Origin of the sequence: Microbulbifer sp. GL-2 (genome assembly GCF_007183175.1) — a bacterium.
GTDB lineage: Bacteria > Pseudomonadota > Gammaproteobacteria > Pseudomonadales > Cellvibrionaceae > Microbulbifer.
Window position 1 is genome coordinate 2,292,678 of sequence record NZ_AP019807.1, and the last position, 24,375, is coordinate 2,317,052.

The 24,375-nt window shown below is 46.4% G+C and carries 18 protein-coding genes; 6 read left to right on the plus strand and 12 right to left on the minus strand.

Annotation, left to right across the window (positions count from 1 at the left end):
* Positions 1-586: 586 nt before the first annotated feature.
* The 7 genes from GL2_RS09970 to GL2_RS10000 all read right to left on the minus strand — a co-directional run bounded on the left by GL2_RS09970 (position 587) and on the right by GL2_RS10000 (position 10,677).
* Positions 587-1,546, minus strand: coding sequence for a COG2958 family protein (locus tag GL2_RS09970; protein WP_143730512.1), 960 nt, complete (start codon positions 1,544-1,546; stop codon positions 587-589).
* The gene (locus GL2_RS09975; RefSeq protein ID WP_143730513.1) at positions 1,537-1,785 is read right to left on the minus strand and encodes a hypothetical protein; all 249 of its coding nucleotides are present in this window, start codon (positions 1,783-1,785) and stop codon (positions 1,537-1,539) included. The genes GL2_RS09970 and GL2_RS09975 overlap by 10 nt, the downstream gene beginning before the upstream one ends.
* Before the next feature lie 59 nt (positions 1,786-1,844).
* Entirely contained in the window at positions 1,845-3,014 is a 1,170-nt protein-coding gene (locus tag GL2_RS09980; protein ID WP_143730514.1) for a restriction endonuclease subunit S, read from the minus strand.
* Positions 3,015-3,238: 224 nt separating this feature from the next.
* Positions 3,239-6,439 (minus strand): DEAD/DEAH box helicase, encoded by a 3,201-nt coding sequence (locus tag GL2_RS09985; RefSeq protein WP_143730515.1) that lies wholly within the window; start codon positions 6,437-6,439, stop codon positions 3,239-3,241.
* A 144-nt stretch (positions 6,440-6,583) separates the two neighbouring features.
* Positions 6,584-9,640, minus strand: coding sequence for a DUF2339 domain-containing protein (locus GL2_RS09990; RefSeq protein WP_172621107.1), 3,057 nt, complete (start codon positions 9,638-9,640; stop codon positions 6,584-6,586).
* Positions 9,641-9,737: 97 nt separating this feature from the next.
* The gene (locus GL2_RS09995) at positions 9,738-10,145 is read right to left on the minus strand and encodes a DUF5329 domain-containing protein (protein WP_143730517.1); all 408 of its coding nucleotides are present in this window, start codon (positions 10,143-10,145) and stop codon (positions 9,738-9,740) included.
* A gap of 172 nt (positions 10,146-10,317) precedes the next feature.
* Positions 10,318-10,677, minus strand: coding sequence for a hypothetical protein (locus GL2_RS10000; protein ID WP_143730518.1), 360 nt, complete (start codon positions 10,675-10,677; stop codon positions 10,318-10,320).
* 501 nt (positions 10,678-11,178) lie between these two features.
* Between GL2_RS10000 and GL2_RS10005 the strand changes: the two genes are divergently transcribed.
* The 3 genes from GL2_RS10005 (at position 11,179) to GL2_RS10015 (ending at position 13,324) form a co-directional block, all read left to right on the plus strand.
* On the plus strand, positions 11,179-11,835 hold the full coding sequence (locus GL2_RS10005; protein WP_143730519.1) for a hypothetical protein: 657 nt from the start codon (positions 11,179-11,181) through the stop codon (positions 11,833-11,835).
* Between the two features lie 384 nt (positions 11,836-12,219).
* Complete coding sequence (locus GL2_RS10010) at positions 12,220-12,630, plus strand: thioredoxin family protein (RefSeq protein WP_143730520.1); 411 nt, start codon at positions 12,220-12,222, stop codon at positions 12,628-12,630.
* A complete protein-coding gene (locus GL2_RS10015; RefSeq protein WP_143730521.1) occupies positions 12,623-13,324 on the plus strand; it encodes a cytochrome c biogenesis CcdA family protein in 702 nt (233 codons plus the stop codon). The genes GL2_RS10010 and GL2_RS10015 overlap by 8 nt, the downstream gene beginning before the upstream one ends.
* Positions 13,325-13,429: 105 nt before the next feature.
* On the opposite strand, the gene GL2_RS10020 is transcribed toward GL2_RS10015, so the two are convergent.
* Together GL2_RS10020 and GL2_RS10025 are read right to left on the minus strand one after the other, a co-directional pair.
* Complete coding sequence (locus GL2_RS10020) at positions 13,430-14,554, minus strand: alkene reductase (protein ID WP_143730522.1); 1,125 nt, start codon at positions 14,552-14,554, stop codon at positions 13,430-13,432.
* A gap of 36 nt (positions 14,555-14,590) precedes the next feature.
* Positions 14,591-16,081, minus strand: coding sequence for an aldehyde dehydrogenase family protein (locus GL2_RS10025; protein WP_143730523.1), 1,491 nt, complete (start codon positions 16,079-16,081; stop codon positions 14,591-14,593).
* A gap of 142 nt (positions 16,082-16,223) precedes the next feature.
* Between GL2_RS10025 and GL2_RS10030 the strand changes: the two genes are divergently transcribed.
* The gene (locus tag GL2_RS10030; RefSeq protein ID WP_143730524.1) at positions 16,224-17,114 is read left to right on the plus strand and encodes a LysR family transcriptional regulator; all 891 of its coding nucleotides are present in this window, start codon (positions 16,224-16,226) and stop codon (positions 17,112-17,114) included.
* A 202-nt stretch (positions 17,115-17,316) separates the two neighbouring features.
* On the opposite strand, the gene GL2_RS10035 is transcribed toward GL2_RS10030, so the two are convergent.
* The 3 genes from GL2_RS10035 to GL2_RS10045 form a co-directional block, all read right to left on the minus strand.
* A complete protein-coding gene (locus GL2_RS10035) occupies positions 17,317-17,847 on the minus strand; it encodes a YgjV family protein (protein ID WP_143730525.1) in 531 nt (176 codons plus the stop codon).
* A gap of 182 nt (positions 17,848-18,029) precedes the next feature.
* A complete protein-coding gene (hemA, locus tag GL2_RS10040; RefSeq protein WP_143730526.1) occupies positions 18,030-19,271 on the minus strand; it encodes a 5-aminolevulinate synthase in 1,242 nt (413 codons plus the stop codon).
* A gap of 600 nt (positions 19,272-19,871) precedes the next feature.
* Complete coding sequence (locus GL2_RS10045) at positions 19,872-22,034, minus strand: winged helix-turn-helix domain-containing protein (protein WP_143730527.1); 2,163 nt, start codon at positions 22,032-22,034, stop codon at positions 19,872-19,874.
* Between the two features lie 220 nt (positions 22,035-22,254).
* Here GL2_RS10045 and GL2_RS10050 point away from each other — a divergent pair, with 220 nt between their 5' ends.
* On the plus strand, positions 22,255-23,100 hold the full coding sequence (locus tag GL2_RS10050) for an alpha/beta hydrolase (RefSeq protein ID WP_143730528.1): 846 nt from the start codon (positions 22,255-22,257) through the stop codon (positions 23,098-23,100).
* Between the two features lie 51 nt (positions 23,101-23,151).
* A complete protein-coding gene (locus GL2_RS10055; RefSeq protein ID WP_143730529.1) occupies positions 23,152-24,354 on the plus strand; it encodes a serine hydrolase in 1,203 nt (400 codons plus the stop codon).
* The last annotated feature ends 21 nt before the right edge of the window (positions 24,355-24,375 follow it).

Genomic DNA, 24,375 nt, shown 5'->3' on the forward strand with positions numbered 1-24,375 from the left:
GCTGATTAAAGGATAGCTTTAGTAGAAGCCAAGTATGGTAAATGACCCCCAAGAAATAAATTATTATGCAGAGTGCAAGGAGAATTCCTGCTGGGATGAAAGAGTCACTTTGTATGATCAAACTGGAAAAATACTGGTAGTCAAAAATATCACCCTCAGTAAATAGTTGAGAGATAAATAGGAAAAAATAGCTATACCATATTTTTGAATTGATTTTGCTGAGGTGTTGTTTTTGCGGTTCAGATATGAAAGGTTTGCCGGCTTGTAGGTATCGTATGCGATAAATAATACAAGCTGAACAAGAAATAAATAGGAACGCAAGAAAACTGGTCGCGAAAATGGTGTTGGCGTTTTGCATGTCTAGGTTGGATAGATACTGGAGGTCAAAAATGTTGCCTTCGGTGTACACTTGGTAGATAACTAAAGTTAAATATAGATAGCTAACATTTAAGAGAATCTTTTCAAGATGTTCTCTTGTAGGCTTCGAGATGGAAAATTTTCTCATGGTTCTACAAGCTTCCCCGGTATCGAGTTCATTAGTTCGTTAAAAGTCTGATTCGTTAACTTCTTAAAAGGCCTGCATTAATCATGGCCTTAAGCGCTGTTTCTCGTCGCCAGTGGCTTGCCAATCCGAGTGGCGTAGGTCGCCGGTTTGGTAGAAGTGGCGAATATTCTTGATGTAGGCGAGGAAGTCTTTGTTCTCTTCTGCCAGACGGTTGGCGATATCCCAGTCGATGGCCGCGCGCTCGCGGGCGGGGATCAGGATTTGGCTTTCCGCCGGGTTTTCGGCATCCAGAAGCATTAAGCCGATACCGTGGGCGGCGCAGAGCAGGCGCAGTTCTTTTAGGGTGTCGCTGCCTTCAATTTCGGCGGCCACCAGATAGCCGAGGTTGGCCCAGGAGGAGTTGGACAGGGCCTGGAAAAAGCACTCGCGGCTATTGGCGCGGTTGAGCCGGCACTTGACCTCGAAGGACCAGAGGCGGGTGCGTTTATCGGCGTATTGGCTGGCGCAGGTGAGGATCTCTGTATCCCAGCCGTCGGTGAGGTCCTCCAGGGCGACAATATCCGGATAGAGCCAGCGGTTGCCATTGGGGCCCTTGTTATTGGAGCTTCGCTTTTCGTCGATACGCTTGCTGTATAGGTTTAACTCGGCATGGAGATATTCGTTAAGCAAAGGGTAGAGCTGGGCCTCGCTGGGCTTTTTGCGGGGTGGGGAATTTTTAGCATCGCTTGTCGATGCGGATTCCGCGAGGGCAATCTCCTCGGTGGCGCTGGCTTCGCTGTAATAGAATTTGCGCGGCCGGGTTTCCAGGGTTTTAATCTGTGGATGGATTTTTTGCAGGCGTGGGCAGGATGCGCCGATCTCGGCGGCGATTTGTTGGATCAGCTCGCTCTGGCTGTTGAGCGATTTGCTGCGGGCCAGTTTTTCTGCGCAGGCTTCGGGGTGGAATTGCAAGATTTTTTCCGCGATCTGGCGGGCGGTCAGTAGTTGCTCGCGGTATTCGCGCAGTATCTCAAACACGCTTTTGCGCAGCTTTAACTCCATAACACTTCCTTGTGGTGTGCCCGGCAGGGAGCCGCCGGGGGTATTTTTGTTTTTCTGCCGGTTAAGCGGCTGCGATTTTGCGGCGCTGGTTTGGCGGCGGCGTGCTCGGCCTGGATTCGCTCCAGCAGGGCGGCGGCGCTGTTGTCGCCACTAATCCGATCCGGGTTGTCGCGGCGCCACTGCTCGGTCAGCTCCCCGCTAAACGCCTTGGCCTGAATCGACTGACTGAGTTGCTCCATCTTGGCCAGAGCGCTATTGACCTGCTGTTCGATTTTATCGGCGTAGGTGAAGAGTTGTTCTACCCGTTGAACGATTTTTTTTGCTCTCGATATGGTGGTGTAAGAATACGAAATTCTTTTAAGGCAGGCATATATATAGTTTTTACAGTAGTCCCCTGCCCAGAGATCGTAATGTGCTCTTTGGCGGCCATCAAGGCATACATTAAATATTTATTATTTAGCCTGTTTCTACAAATCCAGTTGGCAAAGTGTTGGGTCGTGGACATTTCTTTGCCCATAATAGTTGTGAAGCCAACAGAAATATCTCTAGAGAAACACACTGTACCTTTAGGTAATAACCTGGCACTAGAGTTTTCTATTCCCTTTGCATAGGTTAACTCCTTGGTGGTTACCTCCCAGCCGGCATCGGTGAGTTGTTGGTCGATCAGGATGCGGGTTAGGTCTTCGGTGAGAACTATCTTCTGGCTGGCGGCCTTGGTTTTCTGCGTGACCTCTTGCCGCTGGGCCGACTTTACCTTGGCTTCGCTATCGGCCAACTGTTTCTGTAATGCCTGGATTTTATCTTCGTAGTCACGCTTGGTGTCTTGTAGCGCTTGTTCGTGAGCGGAGGCCTGGGCGGCATTGGTGTGGGCCTCCTCATCCATAGCTAGGGCCAGGGATTCGTAATCGGATTTCTCTTGGGCGATCAAATCGTTGAGTTTTTGGCTGGAGTCCAGCTGTACGCTGGCCTCTTTCAGTTCGAAGCGGAGTTGCTCAATTTCAGTATGCAGCTCACGTAGGTTCTCACTGGGGTCGCTAGGGGGAACGAAGGGGCCGGCTTTGAATGTTGCACCCTTGCGGTCAAAGGCGCGGTGAAACCAAACGGCTAGGGTCCGGGCTACGCGCAGGCAGTCTATGGCTTCTTTGTGTTTAGTCTGGAACTGATGAGTGGCCCGATTGCCCTCAACGCGCAAGGTGCGAAACAGATCCCTCACCTCGGGTGAAAAGCTGAGCTCCCTTGCCAGCCTATCCACTAGCTTCATCTGTGTGGTTTGTTCATCAAACGCTACCCCACTGATAGTGGCTATATGTTGAGCGAGAGCTTCGCCCAGCTGGCGCAGTTTGATCAGGGTGGTATTGGGGGCACTGTAGAGGGCGCGCTCGGCGGAGGAGGCCAGCTGGACAAAAAGGGCATCGTGTTCGGCGAGGAAGCCAAAATTTTTGCTCTGAGTGAGTTCTATCGCTGACACATTCCCTCCAATGGCTGTTCAGCTGGTGTAAGGAAGGCTAAGGCTACCTACCGCTTGGCTTAGCACTCTTTTCTTACCTTTATACGACGGTGATGCTACCTGAAATTGGCAGATTGTTTAACTATTTGGCGGGGAGGGACGTTAAGGAGGGCAATTGAGGTTTTCGATTGGATCAGTCCATAGAGGGGAAGGTAAAGGCCCCACTGGAGCCCTCACAGAATAATTTACTCCCCAAATAATGACAGCCATTGCTCTGAATCCATGGCCACTTTTTTGCCATCTTTACTGTAAATCGCATCGGCTAGAGCCTGCTTGTGCGCTTGCATATTGATGATTTTTTCTTCGACGGTATTCTCACAGATAAATTTATACACAAAGACCGGTTTGTCCTGGCCGATTCGGTATGCGCGGTCGGTAGCCTGGTTTTCTACTGCGGGATTCCACCAGGGATCGTAGTGTATAACCGTATCGGCAGCAGTTAGATTTAAGCCGACGCCACCAGCTTTAAGGCTGATCAGGAATACGGGAATATCGCCCATCTGGAAGGCGTCGATCGCTTCCTGGCGCTTGCGCGTGCGCCCGGTCAGTTTTACATAGGGTATTGCCTGTTCTTCCAGGGCAGTTTCAATCTTGCCGAGCATCTCGGTGAACTGGGAGAATAAAAGTATCTTGCGGCCTTCCTCTACCATTTCCGGGAGCATATCCATCAGTGCTTCCAGCTTGGCTGATTGCTTAACTTTTTTTGCCTTCTCTAGTTTGACCAGTCCGGGGTCACAGCAAATTTGTCGCAGTTTTAATAGGGCATCCAGCATCTCGATATGAGATCGGTTGAGCCCTTTCTTTTTCATCAGGTCCCTTACTCGCTTTTCCATCGCCGAGCGCACGGTTTCGTAGAGTGCGGCTTGGGCGGTATCGAGAGTAACCCGCTGTATGATTTCTGTCTTAGGGGGCAGTTCTGTGGCAACTTCCTGTTTGGTTCGGCGTAAAATAAATGGAGCGATTCTCTGATTTAAAGTCTGCTGTTTATTTTCATTGGCTTGTTTCTCAATAGGGTTGCGATAAAGGCCGTTAAACCTTTTCTGGCTGTGTAGAAAGCCGGGCATCAGGTAGTCAAACAGTGCCCATAACTCGCCCAAGTGGTTTTCCAGCGGTGTTCCGGTCAGGCATACCTTGTGCTGAGCCGTGAGGGTGCGGAGTAATTGTGCCGCTTTTGATTTGGGATTTTTAATCACCTGGGCTTCATCGAGAATCAAAAGATGAAAGTTATATTTTTTTAATATTTCACTATCCCGCACTATTAGCGGGTAGGTGGTTATAATCAGATCAGATTCTGGAATGAGCGGGAAATCCTCATGCCGATCACTGCCGTGAAGTAATAGTGCTTTTAATGTTGGGGCAAAGCGCTGGGCTTCGTTAAGCCAGTTACCCACTAAGCTGGTTGGTACAACCACCAAAGCGGGGTTTATCAGGCGCCGGCTCTCTTTTTCTTTGAGAATATGAGCCAATCCCTGCAAGGTTTTACCCAGGCCCATATCGTCGGCAAGGATGCCGTTCATATTGAGTTTGCGCAAGTGTTGCAGCCAATCAAAACCGGTTTGCTGGTAAGGACGCAACTGTGCCCTCAGGGCTCTAGGAGGCTTTACACTCTGCGGGCCCTTTTGCAGGTTTTTAGCCAGGACATTTAGATCTTTATTGTCCTGCCAGGCTGAATCGGCATTAGGCAGCTCCGGCACCGCGAACTTGGGTACCTTGAAACTTTGGGATTCACTGTCATACCACTCTTCTAAAACGGCATATAAGTTGCGGAACAGTGCACTGGGTAGACGGATATACTGGTCTGAGCCGAGAGGAACTAAAATGTCTTCTTCATCGGTGGCCGTATATCCCGATTCCAAATATTGCAATAACAGCGGAGCCAGATGAATGGGCTGACCTTCAATATCTACGGTTGCACTCAGGGAAAACCAGTCATTGAAAGATTGTTCTGTTTGCCACTCCCAATCTTCAATCTCGTGTACTTTTAGAGAAAAGCCATCTTCGAATTGAATGATCCAGCCAGCTTCTTCAAGTCTTGGGATACCCTCGTTGAGGAAATCGTGCCAGCGCTCTACAGGCGTTTGATTGGTTTCACCATCATCGAAGAACAGAGTGGGCTCACCGGCTTCATTAGCACCCAAACTCCACTGCCATTGCATGAGATCTTTCAGTACAGCCGCTTCGTGATGAAAATCCCTCTCTACTCTATAAAGCTTGTCTTGTTGGGAGTAGATATTATTTTCTGGGCGATTCTCTGTAAGAATTTCCTCTGTGTGGATTATTACCGGGCCATATTGAATATGAAAACTGGCGGTATGAATACTTTCAATCCCTCCCGGGATGGGAGTTGATTTAAGAATTAAGCCCGGTCGTAAAACGTCATTCACTGGTATAATAGGCAGTGATTTTGGAGTGGGTAAATGTTCACTGCCATAGTGGTTATTAAGAAAGGTAATAGCATTGCCCATTTCATTTTTAGAAATGGCAGGCATAGTTGTGAAGTCATTTAGAGCTTCACCACCCAATGGGCTTATGATGGGGCCAATGATGTTTTCGTGAGGGGAAAAATAACAAGGTGGTTCGGTGGGTATCAGCTTCCAGCCGTTGGGGAGGTCTGGCACATCTAATTGCAGCTGTGCATCGTTCTTGCTTTCTTCCCAGCTGAGTTCCAGTTTGACCGCTTCCCCCCTACGAATCGGGGTTAGAGAATCGATATCGCTGAAGAAGCGCCCACTATCTAGCAGGTTTCTCAACAGAAGCGCACCTTCCTCTCCAGATATGGTTTTCCTGAAGAAAGATTGTGAAAGCAGTTGTTGAAGGCCAAAAATTTTCTGGTCAATTTTTGATATGGCAAGGCTGCTGTTGATATGGAAGTACTCGCGCTGAGGCTTACCATAGCCGCCTTTTTTAAGTGGTCGGGCTGAATAAACGTTAATTCTGGCTTGTGCGGAAGGGTATCGATCATCCCAATCCAGGGTGTATAGCAGGTCTCTCTGTGATGGAGAGTCCAATACGACTTCACGCTGTTTTTCTGCAACGTTTTTCTGCCAATTATCCCAGCTTGTCCCTTTTAACGTCTGCTTGGATGTCTCTTGATTCTTATTGATAACTGCCATCAGTACTGCGGCTACATGTTTGCAGTTATATCCAACTGGACAGGAACACTCGCCATCAATTTCAAATGCCCCCGAGACCGGGTTTTCAGTTACCTCTATATACTGTTTGTAGTGATTTGCATAAGAACCGCTTACCCTCCCAGTGATGATTTTACCACCCTGGGAAACAATAAATTTCTCAACGTAGCCATTTCGGAAGTAGTTTTTACCTCTAATCAGGCTTTTAGTGGGTAGTTGATTGGAAATACTGTTGAAATCTAAAGGGATATTCATTCTTTGGCTATGAGATTATTGCTTCAGGCATTTCTGACGATATTTTCTGTTGATTCTCAAGGTACTGCTTTTTGCGTGGCAAGTAAGCAATCGGGAGACTGTGAGTATCAGGCATCCCGATGCTGCTACCGTTTGATAGGCCGCCTATTGAGGCAGCCTGTTCCGGGGTAAGAATTTCTGATACTGAAACGCTGCCCCCAGCATACACAGCCCCACTAACATACAGACTACAATTTTCTGTACCAGAGAAAAATCCTGCATATCCCACAGTACGATCTTCAGCGCGGCCACGCCAAATAAAAGCAGTGAAAGCTTCAGTAATTTCTTGGTATCTGGTTTCAGGGTCTGGAACAGTAACAGAGTTGCATGTACTACCAGGGCAAATGATATTGCCGGTAGCCACATGGTTTCGAGTAACTGTGCCAGCAGGGCGATATAAACCGGGATTGCAGTGAGGTGCAGCACCCATAGATTAAACAGCCTACGGCCGGGCCAAACGGCTCTATTAGCGAGGAAGTGTCGGTATACCAGCAATGAAGCAATACCTAATGCAATCAAGTTATAAAGCCCCAATATTGGTGCTTTGTTGGAGTTGGCAATTACTGCAGCAACTTGTAGTAATGTAAGAAACTCGAACAGGCGCAGGCTGAGCATATAAAACGGTGTAAGCTGGTTGCGTAGTGGTGCCAGCCTGGGTTTAAAAATATACAGTCCGGCGAAATAAAGTTGGCTAAGCAATAGGGCCAGGCCGAAATCCCTGCTCAGGGCGTAGCTGATAATAAATAGCGTTGCCGCGAGGTAGTAAAAAGCCAGAGGGAAGATAGGTTTAAGCGCCTGGTGCAGGGCTAACTGCCAGTCTCGGCCAATTGGCTTTCGCTGCAATCCCTGTCCAACCCACAAAAGCGCTGCTAATGATACCAACCCCAAGAGCAGCCCACCCATGGCCAACCCTTGCCAGTCCCCAAACTCTCGCAGTGCACAGCCAAATATTGCCACAAGGCTCGCGCCTGTAATCAAAATACGCAATTCCTGCTTCAATAACTCCAACCGCAGGCGTGTGTATAAGAATAGGGCGATAGCACAGGATAACCACACGGCGATAGGGAAGTAATCACTGGCTTTGTGGAGTACTGTCGGCAGAAAAAATACTGGTAACAGGGCATAAAACAGTTTGCGTAAATTGAGTGCCAGGGAGAAGCCGCTGGATTGCATATTCAGGCGCTGGTATAGCGCTGTAAGCCCCCATAAAGTGAGAAAGGCCTCCACACTGGCAATTTTGCCATAAGGGATTTGATCGTAGAAATGGAAGTTACCCACAATCGACGCACTCGCCAAAAGGGGGATAAACAGCAGTAGGAAATGGCTGAGCCCCAACCATTCACTAAATGCCGATCCAGTGCGCTGGCCGCGCCAGATCAAATAACCCATTGGCAGCAGGGCAAGTAGCCACATGCCCTGGGGCCAGAATATACCAACTGACAACAGGAAGCTTGCCGATAAAAGCAGTCCAAAAGTATTGTCCGCAAGAGCGGCTAAATAGCGTTCCTTTAGGCTGATTTGGTCAGCACAATGCCGCAACAATAGGGTAAGGGCAAAGGTTGCAGCGCAAAGTGCCAGCCAGTTCCCCCAACCCGCATCTGCATTTAAAGACAGCAGCAATGGAGCGGGAACAATTCCATTTCCTACCCAGGCCAATGCCTGCCACAACATGGTCAGGCCTGCGGCGGCAAGGGCGATGTAACCCTCACTGCGTACATTGATAAAACCAAAGCGCGCACCAAGAAAAATCAGTAACAGCCCTTCAAGGCACCACACGATCCCCAGCAAAGCCGGGCTGCATAGCGCCAGGATTGCCAGGCCCGCCAGCAATCCACCGTGCAACAAGGCCATGTTCTGGACTACACGGGCGGAATCACTGGTGGTGCTGTAACCAAATAGCCTGCGGGAATAGAGCGCGAGGGCGATCCAGGGCAGAAGATTGAGCAGCCATACAATGCCCACGGCCGTACTGCTCGGGGCCAAGGCCCAGCTGATGTGGAGAAACAGCACCAGGTTCGCGGCAATAATGACTAAACGCCTTGGCTCCAGGCCCTTGGATTCTATTTCCTCAGTGCTTATTCCTCGCAAGGCATAGTGGGCAAAGCCATAAAAGAAGCCATGTAATATCAGCAATGGCCCCCAGGTAGCAGCTGTCTCATCCAGGTTTGAGATTGAAAACTCAAACATACCGGCGCTCAGTGCCATGGTTACCATCGCAAGCTGCGGCCAGCGTATTTGCCTGGACAGGTGCAGCATGGCGAGAGCGAGTGCCAATAGATAGCTGAGATAGATAACCGCCGAGGGGTCGAAATGATTGGCAACCAAAGGCATGGTAGCCCCGCCGAGTAGGGTAACCATGGACACTACCCGGGTTTGAAACAACAGGGCGAGCAAATACGATAGGCCTGTCGTTACCACCAATAGGCCAACCCCAACTGGAATCGGTACCAGCTGATAGTAGGGCCCTGTAAAGTATCCACATAGGTAGAGAAGAATCACCCCGAGGGCAATTAGCCCGGAACCGTAATCTGCCATATGCGGCATACGCCGGGTAAAAGTAACTCCACCAAAGGTTGTCGCCGCAGCGACCAAAAAGCCCAGAGTAACTTTACCCGCCGGTCCCAGGTAGGCGTTAAAAGAGAACTGCAATAAGTAGGCAAAGCCAAACACCAGTGCCAGGATACCGGTAGCAGTCATAAAGAATACCGGTGCCTTGCCCTGACGTTGATAGTGACGATAAAAGCCCGCAAGGGGTTCCCAGACCCGATTGAGAGGTTCCAGAGCCGGCGCCAAAACGTTAGACAATCCCTCCTGCAACCATTCTGAGGATACTGGTGGCTTATTTTCTCTTTGAGGGTGAGGCTTGGGTTCGGGGGACTTAGATTCTAGCGATGTAGATGATGATACCGCTGTAGATGATATGGCTGAGGGTTGGGTTTGCGCAGGGGCCTTGGTGGCCTCAGGATGTGTGCCCATAAGAAGGGCCAGCTCATCTTCCAGCTCAGCAGCGTCTTCAAGCAGGGCTTTCTCCCGGTCTACACTACCTCGTTGAAGTTGGCCTTCAAGTGCTGATAGGCGCCGTTCAAAGGTCTCCAGACGACGACGGTTGTCCTGCTCCAGCAGGGCCAGTTCGGCACGAAGTGAAAGTAACTCACTTTCCATAATTACCCCATTTCTTATGGTTGCTGGGTAATATTGATTTACCATTCAAAGCAACGCTTTAGTTGGGTCCCTCAAGAGGGATGGGTTAGGGAAATCGCTATCCCTTTTGCTTATTTTCTTCTGCTGGCTGAGTGTTTTCGGCCTCTAATCTCACAGCTTCACGATACCGAGCCAGCTCATTTAAAAGCCAGCTTTGAGATTTTTGCGCAGGTTGATTTTTGCACTTGATATGGTAAGGCTTGCCACTAAAGGTGCTTTTAGTGGCACTCAGCTCGATAAATTCTTCGGCACTATAGATTTTGCTTGAGAAATATTGATATTTTTTATTCATATGTTTCACAGCATCCGAACTACTGTACTCGCTGTCATTGCGGATAAAGGTACATTCAGAGGAGGATACAAAATTAATCAGATGGTCTATTTCTTTACCAGGGCTGTTTGCGTGCAATGATGGAGGAAGTAGGGTGGAGTAAAGGGCAAGGATAATTGCCAAGTATTTTGTCATTCTATTTCTCCCCCTGGGAGGTGAACATTGTGAAGTAACTTATATGCGCAGTAATATTGGTTTTCACCAGTGTTTTTTTCTAAGTAAAGGATTTAACTGAATTTGACTTAAGATTACAGCCCCAGAATAACCATTCTTGAGGCTGTATACTCAGTCGGCAGGCTAAAAGTAATTAAGCGTTTTTGCTTACTACAGCTTTAACCGCACACTGAACAATTTTATTTTCATCTTCGCCTGTAACTTCAGAGGATTCAGTAAGTACCTTGGATACTGTGAGGTCGGTAGCAGAGATAATCTCCATCATTTCCTTTTTGCAGTTAGTGATATTGACTGCGTTAGAGATTGCTGGGTCAAAGCTGATTTTATGGCTGAAGTCACGCTCCTCTTCGCCGTTCCGGCTTCTTTTTATGCTCTGGTAAGCCTCTTTACCGGCATCAACGGTATCCCCAATCACTCTGCCCGGTTTTACTTCCAACTTCATGCAGGAAGCGGTAACAAGAGAAAGTGCAATAATGGTAAAAATCTTGTTCATTTTTTCTTCTGGCTGTTAAAACTGTATTAGCTTAATCCTGAAAAAGTAGGTGTCTTGTAAGGAGGGCTACTCACCAAGCTCTATAACCTGATAACCACGTAAATGGTTACTTCTTTATCCGGGATAATTTCGTAGGATCTTATGTAGATTCCTTTTGAAGTCAATCGATTATTAGAAATGTGCTGTTTGATCCTTGCTCGATATGTCTAGTTATTATCCGCCTGAGCCTGATTTTTACCTTTTAGTGCAATAAAGTTGGTAGCGGTACCAAATAGTTCACTAATTGTACTGCTTTCCTCAAGCTAAAATCTGGGTGGGAGCAATGAAGGGGGCAGCCATTTTGTTTATCTCATCTACATAAAAAGGGGGAGACGTTAGAAAAATAATATAACTTATTGAAAATAAAGCATTTATTATCTCAGGAGGGTGTCAGGATTATTGACTCTCAGTCGATTCCCAGTGCCCATGTAGTGTTCGGTGTCTGCTATAACGAGATTCACTGTGGCTAAAAGCCTGGGCCTCTTTATGCGCCATATAGATACCGGAACGATTGCAATAAGACATAGTCGCCTACGGCGACTTGAAAACTTTGTTGATGTTGCTTATGCCCTTCTATTCGTCAACTTCGTTTTATATCTCCCTTCGGGAGAAGATATGGCTTGGACAAAGCTTGAATTTGGACTTCTAAGCCTTTTACTGGAAAATTCCCAGGAAATTTTTCGCCTATTTATTGCTGTCGGATTAACACTTGTACAGTGGAACCTGACGCATAAATTACTTGGGCCTGTTGAGCAATCCAATAATATTCATACTTCACTGGTGTTATTGCAGCAGGTGGTCGTGTGTTTTTATCTCTACTTTGCGATTAGTGATCCCAAGTTAGTCAGTCTCTCCTCTACCGTCGGTCAGAGTGTATGCCTTGCCCTGTCTGGTTTTATCGGGCTTGCAGGTTGGCAGTATGCTCGCAAGAGAGGATTCGCCAATGCATCCTTGACTCAGAAAGAAAAAGATAATGTATTCAAGAGCGCCACTACTGAACCGGCTGTCGCAGTACTTACCATTGGTCTGGCTTTCATCAGTCCTGTGGTTTGGTCTCTGGGTTGGCTGGTTATTCCACTGATACTCGTGGTAATACATAAAAAGATTGGCAGGAAATAAAAACGGGATAATTCAGCGTTGTATATCCACCTTTCAATAAATTCAAAACAGGCTAATGGCCTTGCCGTTAATTTCTAAGTCCAGCAGATTCTACTTCCCGCCTGAATAATCAGGCGAAGCTTTCGAAATGACGAAAGCCTGGTTTTGAGTCACTTCGCTTACAGAGATATAATTAACCCGGAATTTACTCGGATACAGCACAGGTCAATAGCGAAGCCATGGTAAAGGTGAGGGCACTATAAAGTAACAACAAAGAGAGTATGCCCCATGAAATTTCTCCTCATAGAGTGTAATAATTAACGGCCTACTCCGACTAAGGTTGCAATGCACCCAATTTCACCTTTCCACTGGGGTGTGCATTTTTATACTGAGGATATGATTCGCATGAAAGTTCTTCACTTATTCCTACGCACCTTGCTTGTAACTTCCCTCCTTTTCATCGTCCCCCATGTTTCCGCCGGAGAGCCTTTCTCAAAAGAGCGTTTTATGGAGCTGCAGGCTGCCAAGCGACCTGTATTGATTGATGTGCGGGCTGATTGGTGCCCCACATGTAAAAAGCAGGGGAAGATTCTGGCGCAGTTCCAGAAGGACAATCCTCAGTGTGGCCTGACAATCCTGAATGTGAATTTCGACCAACAGAAAAAGTGGGTAAAGCATTTCCGCGCGCCCAGACAGTCGACTCTGCTGCTCTACCGTGGAGAAGAGCAGGTTTGGTTTAGTGTTGCCGAAACACGTGCCGATGTAATCCACCAGAATATCTTCGATTCAGTGAAGGCTTGTAGCAAAAATGCTTGAACTCGGTGCTATCCCCCTGGCCCTGATTGCAGGCACACTCAGCATTCTATCGCCCTGTGTTTGGCCGCTGGTGCCAATGGTGGTTGGCGCTTCCAGCAGTGCAGGACGCTGGGGGCCTTATGCGCTTGCCATAGGGCTTAGCTTGTCATTTGCCCTGGCTGGAACAGTGCTCAGTTTTCTGCTGGTCTCTTTAGGGCTGGACCCAGAGCTATTTCGTTATATTGCGGCAATCCTGCTTGTGGCCGTTGCCCTTATTCTGCTGATTAAACCACTTTCTGACTGGGTGACTCTGCGTTTGTCGAAAGTCACCGCAGGGGCGAGCATTACTGGCGATGGCGCCTGGGCCGGGCAGTTTGGTATCGGCTTCCTCACAGGAATAATTTGGTTGCCCTGTGTAGGTCCCACCCTAGGTGCAGCAATCGCGCTTGCTTCCATGGGTCAGCAGCTAGGCCAGTCATTTATGGTGATGTTTTCTTTCGGGCTGGGTACTGGTGCGGCGTTACTGGTGGCTGGGGGACTATCGCGGAAAATCTATAGTCGCTTATCACCATCAGTTGGTGCTTTTGCTGTTGGCGGTAAAGTAGCACTTGGTGCCATACTTTTGTTGCTTGGGATTATGGTGTTGAGCGGCTTTGATAAAGTCCTGGAGACCTGGGCTTTGAACTGGATTCCCGAGTGGACTTTTAGTTTTTAATAATCGCCTCAACAATTTAAGAGGTTTTACGAATAAGTTTAAAGCCCCAGTAACCTGCAATTGCTGGGGCTTTTTTATGACATCCTGTCAAAGAGCTACTAAAAATTATGGTTCGTAGATAGGGTAATCGGTATAGCCTTCATCGGTACCGCCATACATAGTTGCCGGATCAACCTGATTGAGCGGCCATTCATTGCGGATACGCGCAGGAAGGTCCGGGTTGGCAATGAAAGGGCGGCCAAAACCAAAGATATCTCCGTTACCTGCCTGCAGTACCCGCAAGGCTTTCTTTGGGGAATACTTGCCCGCATACATGATGCGCCCGTCAAAGATTTCCCGTACTTCCTGGTAGAAATTCTCGGGTAAATCCGGTGCGTTATCCCAATCCGCCTCCGCCAGTGAAAGATAGGCAATACCCGCTTCGCTTAGCAGCTTAATAGCCTCGATGTAGGTTGTGTGCGGATCGCTTTCTACCAGCCCGAGGTAAACACGGTCTTCATCGGTACTTTCAAACAGCGGTGCAAATCGAACGCCGAGTCGGTTGCTGCCTACCTCCTTTGACACTGCCGTAACAATTTCTTTGAGGAAGCGCAGCCGGTTCTCCAGGCTACCACCGTACTCGTCGTCGCGCTGATTGGTATGCTCGGAAATAAACTGGTTCACAAGATAACCGTTGGCACAGTGCAGCTCAACGCCGTCGAAACCTGCTTCCAAAGCATTACGTGCCGCCTGGGCATAGAGCTGAACCAGTTCCTTAACTTCCGCTGTCGTTAATGCGCGGGGCGCACTGGGATCAGCCAAAGCGCCTTCACCTGGGTCTGTTTCGATAAATACCTTAACTGCATCTGCAGGGATTGCCGATGGCGCAACCGGTGCTTCGCCACCGGGCTGCAGAGAGGTGTGGGATACACGTCCTACATGCCAAAGCTGAGCAAAGATAATACCGTCCTGGTCATGGACGGCTTTGGTCACTTTTTTCCAGCCCTCGATTTGGTCCTGTGAATAAATTCCGGGGGTCCAGGCGTAGCCCTGCCCCCTGGGTTCGATTTGCGTGCCCTCGGTGACCATAAAGCCAGCACCAGCGCGCTGCGCGTAGTAGTCGGCCATCAGGTCATTAGCGATATTGCCGGGCTGAGTACTGCGCGACCGGGTAAGCGGCGGCAGAACAATGCGGTTTTTCAGGGTGTAAGGGCCCAGGTTGATTTCACTGAATAGTGCTTCGTTTTTCATAACTACTTTCCTGCTAAAAGCTTATTGCAGTGAGGTTTAAAAAAGACCGTAGGGCTTTTCATTAAGGCTGATGAAGATATTCTTCTTCTGGGTATAGGCATCGATCATCGACTTATGGGTTTCGCGCCCGATACCGGATTTCTTGTAACCGCCGAACGGTGCATGGGCCGGTAGTTCGTGGTAGGTATTCACCCACATGCGGCCAGTTTCTACCGCTCGTGCAACGCGCAGTGCACGGTTGATATCCTGGGTCCATACAGCACCTGCCAAGCCGTAATCGGATTGGTTGGCCATCGCTATAACTTCCTCCTCAGAGGAGAAAGGAATCACTACCACAACTGGGCCAAAGATTTCTTCCTGTGCGACTTTCATAGCGTTGTCGGCATGGGTAATGATTGTCGGTTCAATGTAAAAACCCTTTTCCAATCCCGGTTTTTGTAGCCGCTTACCGCCGGTAAGGATCTTTGCACCTTCTTCTTTGGCAATATCTATGTAACCGAGAATACGGTTCATTTGCGCTTCACTAACCTGGCTACCCATTTGTGTGCTGGGGTCCATCGGGTCGCCGACATTCACGGCTTCAAACTTGGCCTTTAGCTCAGTGGTAAAACGGTCGACAATGTCTTCGTGAACAAAGAGGCGGGCACCAGATTCACAGACCTGTCCCTGGTTCAGCAGGATAGACAGGGCTCCGCCCTCCAGGGCTTTTTCCCAGTTTGTGTCGGGGAATACAATGTTGGCTGATTTACCGCCCAGCTCCAGAGTTGCCGGCACTAATTTATCAGCCGCAGCTTTGGCCACGTTATAGCCGATGCCGGTAGACCCGGTGAAGGCCAGCTTCGCGACTTTCGGGTGATCCAGTAAGGCCTGGCCCGCTTCTGGCCCTATGCCGGTGACGACATTTACTACACCATCGGGCAGTACGTCTTTGAAAATCTTGGTGAGTTCCAGCAAGGTAGATGAGGTCATCTCGGATGGTTTAATCACTAAGGTGTTACCGGTGGCGATTGCCGGTGCAATCTTCCAGGCGGCCATCAGCAGAGGGTAGTTCCATGGGATTACTTGACCGACTACTCCCATTGGCTCGCTGAATACCAAACTCATGGTTTGATCATCAATCATCACTGCTTCGTCGCTGTGGGAGCGGATAACACCAGCGAAATAGCGGAAATGATCGATAGCCAGGGGGATATCAATATTCGATGTTTCGCGGATTGGTTTACCGGTTTCCTGTGCCTCTAAGTGGGCAAAAAACTCTTTCTTTGTCTCAAGCATGTCAGCAATCTTGAGCAGTGCATCTTGCCGCTCTATAGCAGATGTGCGCTTCCAGGTAGGGAACGCCTTTTCAGCCGCATTGACTGCGGCATCTACATCACTTGTATCAGCCGAGGGAATACGAGTCAGTAATTCGCCTGTAGCAGGGTTGAGGCTGTCAATCGTACGCCCCGATTTGCTATCAACCCATTCACCACCAATAAACAATTTATAGGACGCTTGCGGAGCGAAGTGTTTAGCGGGTTGGCTCATATCTATCTCCAGATAATTAGTAAAGTAACTACTTGAGTTACTGAATAGCCCTAGCCAGATTTGGCTGTGTCTTACGATGGTGGGAATATTAGATACTCAAGGATACAATTAGAAACAACTACTCTTTGTCTAGGTTACAACTATGAATGGTATAAGCCGGCTGGATCTGAAGCAGCTACGTATATTGGAAGCGCTGCTGCAAGAGAGGAATCTATCGCGGGTAGCCGAAAAGGTGGGACTAACTCAGCAAGCGATCAGTGAGCAGCTGCGCAAATTGAGAGAAGTATTTGATGACCGGCTGTTCATTAGGCAAGGCAACGGCATGGTGCCCACCCCTATTGCCGAACAGCTGGGCGGCAGGATTAGCAGCATATTGAAAGATATAGAGTCTTTACTAACCCCAATATCTTTTGATCCGGCAACCTATAAAGGCATTTTTAGTATCAGTGCCACTGATTACGCCATTCAATCGGTATTACCCCAGCTGCTAGAGATAGTACGTAAATCAGCCCCGGAACTGAAAGTCATTGTCAGGGATTTTGAAACAGATAACCTGAATCAGTTAATGGTAGCTGGCGAAATTGATCTAGCGCTCACCTTCCCGGATTTTATCCCGGATAACCTGCCGTACAAACTGTTATTCGAGGAGCAGCATGTCTGTATTGCAGGAAAAAAATCCCCTTTGAAGGGTAAATCATTAACCTTGGCTGATGTAGCCGAGCATCCTCAATTGATTATTTCACCTTCACGGGCAAACCTGAGGGGTTCTCATGATGAATGGTTTGCACTGCAGGGGCTGAAACGTAATATTGTTATGTCTGTACCTTGCTTTTCAGCCGCACCAGATATCATTGCCGCAACTGACACAATAGCTTTTTACCCCTCCAGGTTACTACCAAACAAGAAAGTTATTCCTCTCAATCTGGATACCCAACCCCCAAAGTTTGAAGTTATTGCAGCATGGCATAGTCGATCTAATCACAGCCAGCTCCATATGTGGGTAGTTGAACAACTTATGAAGCTATTTAGGTAGCTATTCAATTAGCTTTGAATAGCTAGCGATCATACTCACATTGTTGATATTCAGGATTTATATTTAAGAAAGAAACTTATTTCACGCTTGCGGCATTTGAAATACTCCTTTACATCAATATAGGTCAAATCATGCATCATTAGTTGTGCCTCAGTGCGCAGCAAAAAAGTCTATCTTGGAACTATACAAGTACTTCTTTGTGCTACTCCTGGTTTTTTATTGGGCTTTTGAGAATGTAATATCGGTAATACCCGATGATATTACTGCTTAGAAATATAACTTCCATAATTACCGCCCCAGGAGAACCAGCCATAAAATTATGTATCAGCCATATAGATGTTCCTATCAGCATCAACTCTCTTAATCTTTTGTCATTTTTGGAGAATGCACCCATGGTTTGAAACGAAGACCCTAAAAAGCTTAATATGCTTAAGATGCCTGAAAAGGTGGAGATCATTACGGCAAGAGAAATTATCAGGAAAAGTGAGCATAGTTTGGTGGACGCATAAAAATAACTGGATGCATACCTGATTACAGCAACAGCCATTAAAAGCGATGCGGTTATATTGCCCAGCAAAAGAAAATGAGTTGAGATAAAGATTCCAGCTATGACCAGGCATAACAGTATTTTCTTTCGAGCCTTGAATTGAAAGGATAAGATATCAAATAATATTGCAATGGAAATCAAAATTTGTGAAAGTAAAAAGCTGTTTTGATGGATTGTTTCAATCATACATAATCCAGGCAGTGGAGCTGCACTCTTTAATTTTTTCAACTGTTGGTTGCTTAGAGGGTGTGAATTGTACGATAAGCGGTCTTAAAAATAGATTTGACAGGTACGCCTGTGCTTAAGGGTTGCTGATCCTCCCACACATTGACGTGCGCAGGAGGATGTCCGTGTACTTCTAAGTAAACCTAGGCTGCATTGTCCCTGTTTAAGGGGTGGCCGATCTCTAAAGGAATTGATAGCCTGTTAAAGACTTCCCTAATTGATTGGGATAAAAATTTAATTTGATCACTGGTATGGTTTGGTGTGGCGTTGATTCTAAACCGCTCCGTTCCAAGGGGTACTGTGGGAGAGTTAATTGGTTGAATGTATATTTTATACTCTTCGAGTAATATCCTGGCGGCTTCCTTGCACTTCTTTGCATCTCCAATAAGAACCGGGATGATATGAGTTGTGCTGCATCCCATGATGGGTATCCCTTCGATTTTAAGTGAATTGCGTAATTCATCGGTTTTTTTGTGCAGGGCAGTTCGCTCTTTGTCATTTGATTTCAAATGATCAACGCTTGCCAGGCAGGCAGACACAACGGCTGGGGGTAGGGAGGTGGTAAAGATAAAGCCTGATGCAAATGATCGGATCAAGTCAATAGTTTTTGAATCACCAGTTATGTAGCCACCAATTACACCTATCCCTTTTGCCATGGTTCCTTGAATAATGTCTATTTCATTTGACAAATAATCTCTGTCTGCAATCCCAGAACCTCTTGGGCCATACATCCCTATGGCATGTACTTCGTCTAGATAAGTGAAGCAATTATATTTCTTGGATAAATTAACAATTTCCTGTATTGGTGCCTCATCTCCATCCATAGAGTAAATAGACTCAAATACAATAACTTTGAATCTACCTTTAGGTTGATCTTTGAGCAGGCTTTCCAAATGATCACAGTCATTGTGTTTGAAAATGTGCCGCTCAACATTTGTGCTTCTGATGCCATTTATAATGGATGCGTGATTCTTTTCATCAGAAAAAACCACGCAGTCTGGAAATAGTCTTAGTAAGCATTGAAGGGTGGCATCGTTGGAGCTATAGCCAGTCGGGAAAACCAGAGCGGCATCCTTACCATGCCAGTCTGCTAAAGATTTTTCTAGCGAAATGTAATATTTGTGTGTCCCGCCAATATTTCGGGAGCCCCCAGAGCCGGCACCATGAAGATCGACAGCGCTTTTCATTGCGCTTGTAACTTGAGGATTTTGAGACATTCCCAGGTAATCGTTACTGCACCAAACAACTACAGGGTCAGAATTTTTTCTTGATCCCAGTAGAGCATTTGGGTAGTCGCCGCTCACTCTATTAATACAAGAAAATTCTCTGTATTGCCCGCTAGACTTCAGTTCAACGATCTTCTGCTCGAATAAATTTTGGTACATGCTATTAAATCCATTTAAATTACAAGTAAGATCCGAAAGTTGCGAAATGCTACCATGACATATAAATCATCCGAAAGAATTTTTTGTTAATTATTCAAAGAAATTTCTACCCGCTAATACGCAGTGCCGGTTTCAGTAAGCGAATAAATTTCACCAGGGCGAGTTGTAGGAGTGTTTTTTTAGAATGTGAAATGTATGGATTAAGCAGTTTGAAATTTAATGACTCAAAGGTCGGGTTTGTGTTGTGGCTGCAAGCTGTATGGTTTTAGTTGATTCCAGGCAGTTGTCAGATTTACATGCCGTTTCTTTTTAGTATTTTTAGGGGCAAATAGACTGGTGGAATAAAAATGATGGGGTCAGAGTGATGCAGTCTGAAATTGAGGATCACATCGATATTTCGTGCAGTTCACCCAGCGCAAAGTGGGGTGCTGCCCCACCTCACGGCATAGTCTATCTAATCAGGCCAGTTCTATATGGAGTTGGTTGATCAGTTTGTAATGCTTCTTAAAAATATTAAGTTGCAGTCAACTGAAGTAGAGTATTCAAGTGGCTTGCAGGAAGTTTTCCTGTTTCTTCAGGAAGAATGAAATAATTATTTTATTATCTTAAGATAAGCTCGGCGACCTCTTTTTTTGCTGCAACAACATAGGAAATAAGCAAGTTTTCTTGATTGATATCTGTTAGATAATCAATGTCTTTGTGCATTTCTTTAATCAGGTTGAAATCACGAGTAGCAAGGTTAAAAGACCACAGTTGATTTTCGGGGTTAATTGAGTAGATTATGTTATCTTTGATAACGAATCGTTTTTCACCACCTTGTAAATACAGCTTATCGATGAGTTGATCTTCTGCAGGGCCGGGCTGCCAGAATCGGTTCATATGATCCATATAGATCAACTGGCCATTCTCACTTCTCTGTGCCCAGTTAATTGGTTTATCGATAATAAACCTGGGCTCAAGGGTATCCAGGTCTACCTCCGAAAATTTTGTTACCCCTTTAATTGTCAAAGATAACAACGCAGAATTATCAACACTATCCCACTGGAAGAGCTGGTCAACAGGCGCTTCTAGCGGAAAGCCTTCTACACGTCCATCCAGGAAAATTTTATTGAGTTTGTTATTGGCATTGGCCAGAATGCTTTGTCCATCTGCAGACCAATTGATACCGTAGATATTGGTATCAATTGGAAACTGGGAAAGCTGCTGTAAATTATGGCCATCGGTTACCCATACCTGATCTTCACCAGAGCGCCTGGAAGTAAATGCAATCAAGTCACCTCCGGGTTGGAAAATGCCGTCATCCTCCCCGGAAATCGATCGTGAGGTACTTGGATAGAGTTTGCTGACATCTTCTTCTGAAGGTGTATCGATTACTCCAGGCTGGCTAAGGGGAATTGAGGCAATGTCACTATCGTATTGCCCCTTAATAACCAGTGCTCTCTGTCCATTAGGATGAAAATCTGGTGAGCTAGCGGACTGGTCCAAAGGCAACTGAATTTTACTGACCTTGCCATCATAAGTGAGAGAGAAGAGGCGTCGTCCTGTACTAAAGATTAACTCATCCTCCATCGGTGAAAAGTTAGGGGAAATGGCTCTGTGTTGAGATATTTCATCTGGATAGTCAATCGGGTGGCTGGATAAAAGCGCCCCTTTGGAATCCAGCATATCGATATAAAGCTGGCCATCTTGGTGATGGCTGGTTACAGCTATTAATCCATCAGTGATTGAGTAATCAAAGTAGGCCAGATTTCCATTCTCCAGATCATAAAGGACTCGACTGGTATTATCCCTGACCGAATAGTTGATCAACCGCCAACGGTTAGTCTCTTTATGCAAAATAGCGAGATTATTGTTATTTAACCATACGGGGTTCTTAATGGCCGAGTTCTTACAGCGCATTAATACATTTGGCTGCTGTGGGCTGACTAATGCCTTTTGAAAATCCAGGCTTACAAGGTTGTAACAGGTATTCTGGGTTAGCGGTATGGTGCAGTCTTCTTCGGAAATAAATACCAGTTTCTTGCCATCTGGTGATAGTGTATGGCGGCCATAAGTACCCCATTCTGGAGTTAATTCCGTCTCCTTCTGGGTATGAATATTTCTGGCCCATATTTTATTAACACAGAGCTTATCTAGATAACGATTAAAAATAATATATTCACCATCTGGCGAATAAGAGGGGCCAAATTCTTTGCGGTCAGTTGCGGTTACTGCCTGTATTCGATCAAATACAAGCTGAGAGTTTTGCTCGGGCGGAGAGTATTTAAATATAACAAATACTAATAATACCAACCCGACAAGTGCAAAGATTGGAAATCGATTTGGTTTGATAGTCTGGGTTTGGTGGCTTGGATTAACCGGTTTTATATCTATTTCAGGCCTAGGGGAAGAAGGGGAGGGAGCTTCCTCTCTCGGTGCTGTCTTATCTTGTGGAATAGAATCATCATCTTGCCAAACAATATCGCATTCCAGGCTATAACCCTGTTTGGCGTGAGTTCTAATATAAGATTGCTGCTTTCGATCCTCGCCCAAGGCTTTTCTAAGTTGCGCAATACTTCTTTGCAGCGTATTTGGTGTAACTATTGTATCGGGCCAGACTTCAGATAGTAGCTCATCCTGGCTCACCACTTTTCGCTGATGCTTTGCCAAGTGGGTTAAGACGGCAAGGGCTTTTGGGGGGATAGTTTGCGATTGCTCACTTCGGGTGATCTGGTTTCTGGATAAATCGATAAAGAAGTCACCCACCCAATATTGTAAAGCCATTGATGTATCTACCTGAACAAAATTTGAGCTGAATTTTTGCCGTCGATACTAGCATAAACCCTGATTACATCTAAAGCGTGCCTTGTAACCCATTGATAAATAAGAACTTTATGCCAGCAGCGTAAAGTCATCCAAAAATCAGGAGCATTTCAGGCGTTTCACTGGCTCCTTGTTTAGATTGAGCGCTTCTCCGATCACATGTAACGGTATAAATACTGATATGAAAAAGCGTTTACTAGTCGCCTTTCTCCTGTTGCTGCCTATCGCTGCCCTTGAAGCAGGTGAGCATAAGGCCCTGGAGCTATCCACAATCCAAGTAATACCCATTCAAGACTCCAGCAGTAACAGAGAATACGAGCTGTTTATTAAGCTGCCCGAGAAATACGAGGAGAGTGATACTAAGAAGCATCCGGTTATTTACTATACAGATGCTTTATGGGCAGTTGAAATACTATCGGCCACTACTGAATACGCACTGGGAGATGCAATTTTGGTGGGTATTGGCTGGCAGAAAGATATGTCAGCTGATGAAAATGAATGGTCGAGTCGATATCGGGACTTTAAGCCAGCATTACCCTCAGATAATAAAGATAAAAAAACCTATAAAGGAGAGGCCCATCAGCATCTCGCCTTTATAAGAAATGACGTTATTAAGTATATCGAAAGCAATTACCGCGCGAATCCAGATAACCGTACTTATTTCGGTTACTCATTCGGGGGGCTCTTTGGGGTTTATGCCTTAATAAGCCAACCGGATACTTTTCAAAACTACATTATCGGTAGCCCATCAAGATTGATAGGCACTTATATGGATTCTCGGCTTGAATCAGAGCCTAACAAACCATTGATGGAACTACCCAAGCAAACAAATGTATTTATTGCTTACGGAGAATTAGAGAAGGAGCTGGGCGCTACGGTAGAAAGGTTCGTTAGTGAGTTAAAGGACCAAGAACTAGCTAACTTAACTCTGGAGCCGGTGGTTATCGAATCGGCGAATCACACTACAGCATTTCCAAAGACATCCGTGCGCAGTGTTTATTGGCTTGCCGATAAGCTGAAACACTAATCAATGGTATATCGAATCATATTAATTAAAAATTAAATTTTGGGATCTAAGATGATTATTAAAAAGCTAATCGCAATCGGCTTAATGTACGGCATAAGCGCCACTGCGGGCGCAGGAGACTTACATGCTCCAGAAATAAATATGGCCGACTATGGTAGTGACCTCACAGGCCTGGAGAGATCATTACCAATGCTTAAAAAAGCATTTATTGATACAGCCCCAGCGGATAGAAAAGATGGTATTCCTGTTGGTGAGATAGAGGCAATCAAAGAGAGCTTGCAACAGTTGGCTCAGGAAATAGCAGACAATCAACATACACCTTACGATAGCCTACTAATTGCCCAAAACAACAAACTGGTTTTTGAATCCTACTACTCTCTCGGCCGTGTCAATTTTCCTCACCCACAAGCCTCTGCCAGCAAGGCCTATACAGCCCTGGCAATTGGGCGGGCGATACAGTTAGGTTATTTGACTATGGAAGACTTGGACAAGCCTGTCACTTCCTTCCTGAAAGGATTGGATAGGAAGCAGCTTGTTAAAGGCGCAGACCTTGTCACACTGAATCATGCTATGAGCATGCAGTCAGGAATCCGTATTGCAGAGGAAAAACTCGCTGCCTTACTGGAAAACAAAGAACAGTTAACCGGGAAAAAGCTAGCCCAAATTTATTTAAGTCACAGTAAGCCGATCACTTCTGATTCGCAAACTTATTTATATCAAGGCTCAGACCCAATGATTGCAATGTTGGTTCTGGATGCCGTGGTTCCCGGTTCCGCCAGCGACTTTATTAAAAAGGAGCTACTGGAAAAGATGGGGATCGATATCTATCACTGGAAGGAAGCTGTTAGTGGAGTGCCCCAGGCAGGATCAAGAGCCATGATGACATCGCGCAGTATGGTTAAGTGGGGCACTTTGGTACTTAATAAAGGAAAATGGAACGGCCACCAGTTAATACCGGAGGCATATATTGCCAAGGCTACTGGTAAAGTTGCTATTCCCACAGATGATGAGTTTGACTATAGCAATTTTTCATACGGCTACTTCTTCTGGCGAACGCCTCTGAAGGTTGGCAACAAGAAATATATTGCAAAGTTTGGCTGGGGCGGTGGTGGCCAGTATGTGATCTCCATTGAAGATCTTGATTTGGTGATTGCGATCACCGGCCACAGAGATGATGACAAAACCTTGGGTTTGATAGAACAACGTATTCTGCCGGCCTTTGCATCGTCTGCATTAAGTGGTACAGCTGGGTAAGTTGCTACAATAATTGATCCT

What these genes read in the sequence shown, in the direction of transcription:
- GL2_RS10025 (WP_143730523.1), bottom strand. Translation starts at nt 16,081, where the DNA reads ATGAGCCAACCCGCTAAACACTTCGCTCCGCAAGCGTCCTATAAATTG.
- GL2_RS09970 (WP_143730512.1), bottom strand. Translation starts at nt 1,546, where the DNA reads ATGGAGTTAAAGCTGCGCAAAAGCGTGTTTGAGATACTGCGCGAATAC.
- GL2_RS09990 (WP_172621107.1), bottom strand. Translation starts at nt 9,640, where the DNA reads ATGGAAAGTGAGTTACTTTCACTTCGTGCCGAACTGGCCCTGCTGGAG.
- GL2_RS10015 (WP_143730521.1), top strand. Translation starts at nt 12,623, where the DNA reads ATGCTTGAACTCGGTGCTATCCCCCTGGCCCTGATTGCAGGCACACTC.
- GL2_RS10050 (WP_143730528.1), top strand. Translation starts at nt 22,255, where the DNA reads ATGAAAAAGCGTTTACTAGTCGCCTTTCTCCTGTTGCTGCCTATCGCT.
- GL2_RS09995 (WP_143730517.1), bottom strand. Translation starts at nt 10,145, where the DNA reads ATGACAAAATACTTGGCAATTATCCTTGCCCTTTACTCCACCCTACTT.
- GL2_RS10030 (WP_143730524.1), top strand. Translation starts at nt 16,224, where the DNA reads ATGAATGGTATAAGCCGGCTGGATCTGAAGCAGCTACGTATATTGGAA.
- GL2_RS10035 (WP_143730525.1), bottom strand. Translation starts at nt 17,847, where the DNA reads ATGATTGAAACAATCCATCAAAACAGCTTTTTACTTTCACAAATTTTG.
- GL2_RS10000 (WP_143730518.1), bottom strand. Translation starts at nt 10,677, where the DNA reads ATGAACAAGATTTTTACCATTATTGCACTTTCTCTTGTTACCGCTTCC.
- GL2_RS10055 (WP_143730529.1), top strand. Translation starts at nt 23,152, where the DNA reads ATGATTATTAAAAAGCTAATCGCAATCGGCTTAATGTACGGCATAAGC.
- GL2_RS10020 (WP_143730522.1), bottom strand. Translation starts at nt 14,554, where the DNA reads ATGAAAAACGAAGCACTATTCAGTGAAATCAACCTGGGCCCTTACACC.
- hemA (WP_143730526.1), bottom strand. Translation starts at nt 19,271, where the DNA reads ATGTACCAAAATTTATTCGAGCAGAAGATCGTTGAACTGAAGTCTAGC.
- GL2_RS10045 (WP_143730527.1), bottom strand. Translation starts at nt 22,034, where the DNA reads ATGGCTTTACAATATTGGGTGGGTGACTTCTTTATCGATTTATCCAGA.
- GL2_RS09985 (WP_143730515.1), bottom strand. Translation starts at nt 6,439, where the DNA reads ATGAATATCCCTTTAGATTTCAACAGTATTTCCAATCAACTACCCACT.
- GL2_RS09975 (WP_143730513.1), bottom strand. Translation starts at nt 1,785, where the DNA reads ATGGAGCAACTCAGTCAGTCGATTCAGGCCAAGGCGTTTAGCGGGGAG.
- GL2_RS10010 (WP_143730520.1), top strand. Translation starts at nt 12,220, where the DNA reads ATGAAAGTTCTTCACTTATTCCTACGCACCTTGCTTGTAACTTCCCTC.